Origin of the sequence: Streptomyces flavofungini (assembly GCF_041028215.1) — a bacterium.
GTDB classification, from domain to species: Bacteria; Actinomycetota; Actinomycetes; order Streptomycetales; family Streptomycetaceae; genus Streptomyces; species Streptomyces flavofungini_B.
Window position 1 is genome coordinate 1 of the sequence record NZ_JASKYR010001001.1, and the last position, 2,307, is coordinate 2,307.

General features: G+C 76.9%; 2 protein-coding genes. Both read right to left on the bottom strand.

Annotated elements, in window-relative coordinates; all coding sequences use genetic code 11:
• Nucleotides 1–339 precede the first annotated feature (339 nt).
• Nucleotides 340–1,476 carry an alpha/beta hydrolase gene (locus AB8Z36_RS37625; protein ID WP_369217870.1) on the bottom strand — a complete coding sequence of 379 codons (1,137 nt, stop codon included), beginning with the start codon at nt 1,474–1,476 and terminating at the stop codon, nt 340–342.
• An 80-nt stretch (nt 1,477–1,556) separates the two neighbouring features.
• Nucleotides 1,557–2,291, bottom strand: a complete 735-nt coding sequence (locus tag AB8Z36_RS37630) for a class II aldolase/adducin family protein (RefSeq protein WP_369217871.1) — start codon at nt 2,289–2,291, stop codon at nt 1,557–1,559.
• Nucleotides 2,292–2,307 lie beyond the last annotated feature (16 nt).

The window sequence follows — 2,307 nt, forward strand, 5'->3', positions numbered from 1 at the left end:
GCGGAGCGCGGCGTCGGCCCAGCGGGCGATCCGCACGGCGTCCGCGAGGCCCGCGCGGGCGCCGCGGGCCAGCTCCGAGGGGGGTGGCGTGCCCTCGGGCGGCCGGGGCGCGGGACGGCGCGTGCGTCGGTTGCTCACCGCGCCCGGGGCGGCGGAGAGTGGTCGCGCTGGATCGCGCTGGGCATCTCCTCGCCGGTCGGCCCTCTGGTGGGGGGCGCGGACAAGTCGGAGCCTGGAGTCGCGCGGGGTACGGGACGTCACGGGAGCAGTCTTCCTGTTGACCGTCCGAAAACCCAAACGGAATGGCGAGGAAGGCTCTTGGAGTCCGGCGCCACGCCCTCACATGAGGGGGACGAGGAAGCGGCGCAGGGCCTCTTCGTAGCCCGCCGGGTCGGCGTTCCACATGGCGCCGTGGGACGCGCCGTCGACGGCGTGCGGCGTCACGAGGTCCGGGCGCCGCTCGGCGAGGCGCCGGGAGAGGTGCCAGGGCGCGACGACGTCGTCGGGGCCGTGCACCAGGAGCGTCGGCACCCGCAGCGCGCCGGGGTCCGCGGCGGCCAGGGCCCGGTCGCCGCGGAGTCCCGTGCGCCCCTGGGCGGCGCGCACCGCGAGCGGCAGGAGCGGCCCCGGGGTGCGCCGGGCGGAGGCGAGGGCGCGCAGGGTGGTCTCCCAGTCGAGCACGGGCGAGTCGAGGACGAGGCCGCTGACGTACTCGCGCAGGGCCGAGCGCGCGGCGGCGTGCAGGCACATGGTGGCGCCGGTGGACCAGCCGTGCAGGACGACGTGGCGGGCGCCGTTGCGCACGGCGAAGCGGAGGGCGGCGTCCACGTCGCGCCACTCCGTCTCGCCGAGGTGGCCGAGGCCGTCGGGGGAGCGGGGCGCGCCCGGGTCGCCCCGGTAGGCGAGGTCGAGCACCGGGAGCCGCAGCCGCCGCAGGAAGTCGAGGACGACCATGGGGTGTTCGCGGGTGGCGCCCAGGCCGTGCACGGTGATGACCCAGGTGTCGCGGGTGCCGGGCACGAACCAGGCGGGCAGGCCGCCGAGTTCGCCGGGGACGACGACGTCCTGGAAGTCGAGGCCGAGCGCGGTGCGCGGGTCGCCGGTGTGGACCTGCGGGGTGAGCCGGACCTTGGACCCGGTGTGCAGGGTGCCCCGGGTGACGGCCTGGAGGCGGCGCACGACGGTGTCGGCGTTGTGCGGCACCGATTCCAGGACGGGGCCGACGATCGCGTGGACGCCGTCGCCGCTCAGTCCGTAGGTGCCGGGCCGCAGGCTCGCGAGGGCGCGGGTCAGTGTGATCCGGTCCGGGGTCGTGGCGTGCACGGTGAGCCGGGGCTCCGTCGGCAGGGGTCTGCCCGCCGGGGCCCGGAGAGCGGCGTCGCTCGCGAACCGGCCGGCCGCGATCGCGGCTGCGGCCGTCCCAAGGGCGGCTGTGACTGCGGTGACGGCCGCTGCCGTCGCTTTGGCTGGGCGCACCGCTCCAGTGTCCGGGCCCGGAGGCCTCGGGGCCAGTGGGCGGTGTCCCCCGGGGTGACCGCGCCGCCGCGGGGCCGGGCTCAGGCCCGTGGCTGCCCGTATCCGCGCAGCCGCTCCGCCGCCGCCGTCAGCTGCTCCTCGGTCAGCAGCGAGGGCGTCAGGCCGGGGACCGAGCGGGCGGTGAGCCAGAGGCGGCACATCCATTCGAGCTGGGCGGTGCGGTCGTAGGCCTGGGCCAGGGAGTCCCCGTAGGTGACCGTGCCGTGGTTCTGGAGCAGGCATCCGGTGCGGTCGCGCAGGGCGTGCAGCATGGCGCGGGCGAGTTCCCCGGTGCCGTAGAGCGCGTAGGGGGCGACGCGGACCGGGCCGCCGAGCAGGCCCGTCACATAGTGGACCGGCGGGAGCTCGGGGACGAGCAGGGAGACGGCCGTGGCGTGCACGGCGTGGGTGTGGACGACGGCCCGCGCGGCGGTGGAGCCGTAGACCGCCAGGTGCATGGGGAGCTCGCTGGTCGGCGCGAGGCCGCCGATGACCTGCCGCCCCGACAGGTCGACGCCGACCACGTCCCCGGGGCCGAGCCGGTCGTAGGGGACTCCGGTCGGGGTGATCAGGACCGTGTCGCCGACGCGCACGGAGACGTTGCCCGAGGTGCCGACGACGAGGCCGTCCCGCACGGTCCTGCGGGCGGTCTCCACCAGTTCCTCCCACGCCGCCCGGACCGCCTCGTCCCCCGCCGCCCCCGCCGGTCCCTCAAGTGCCCCTCCGGGGACGTTCCGCTCCGCGCCGTTCCCGGGGTCCTGCCGCTGATCGGTCATGCGGTGATCCTGCCAG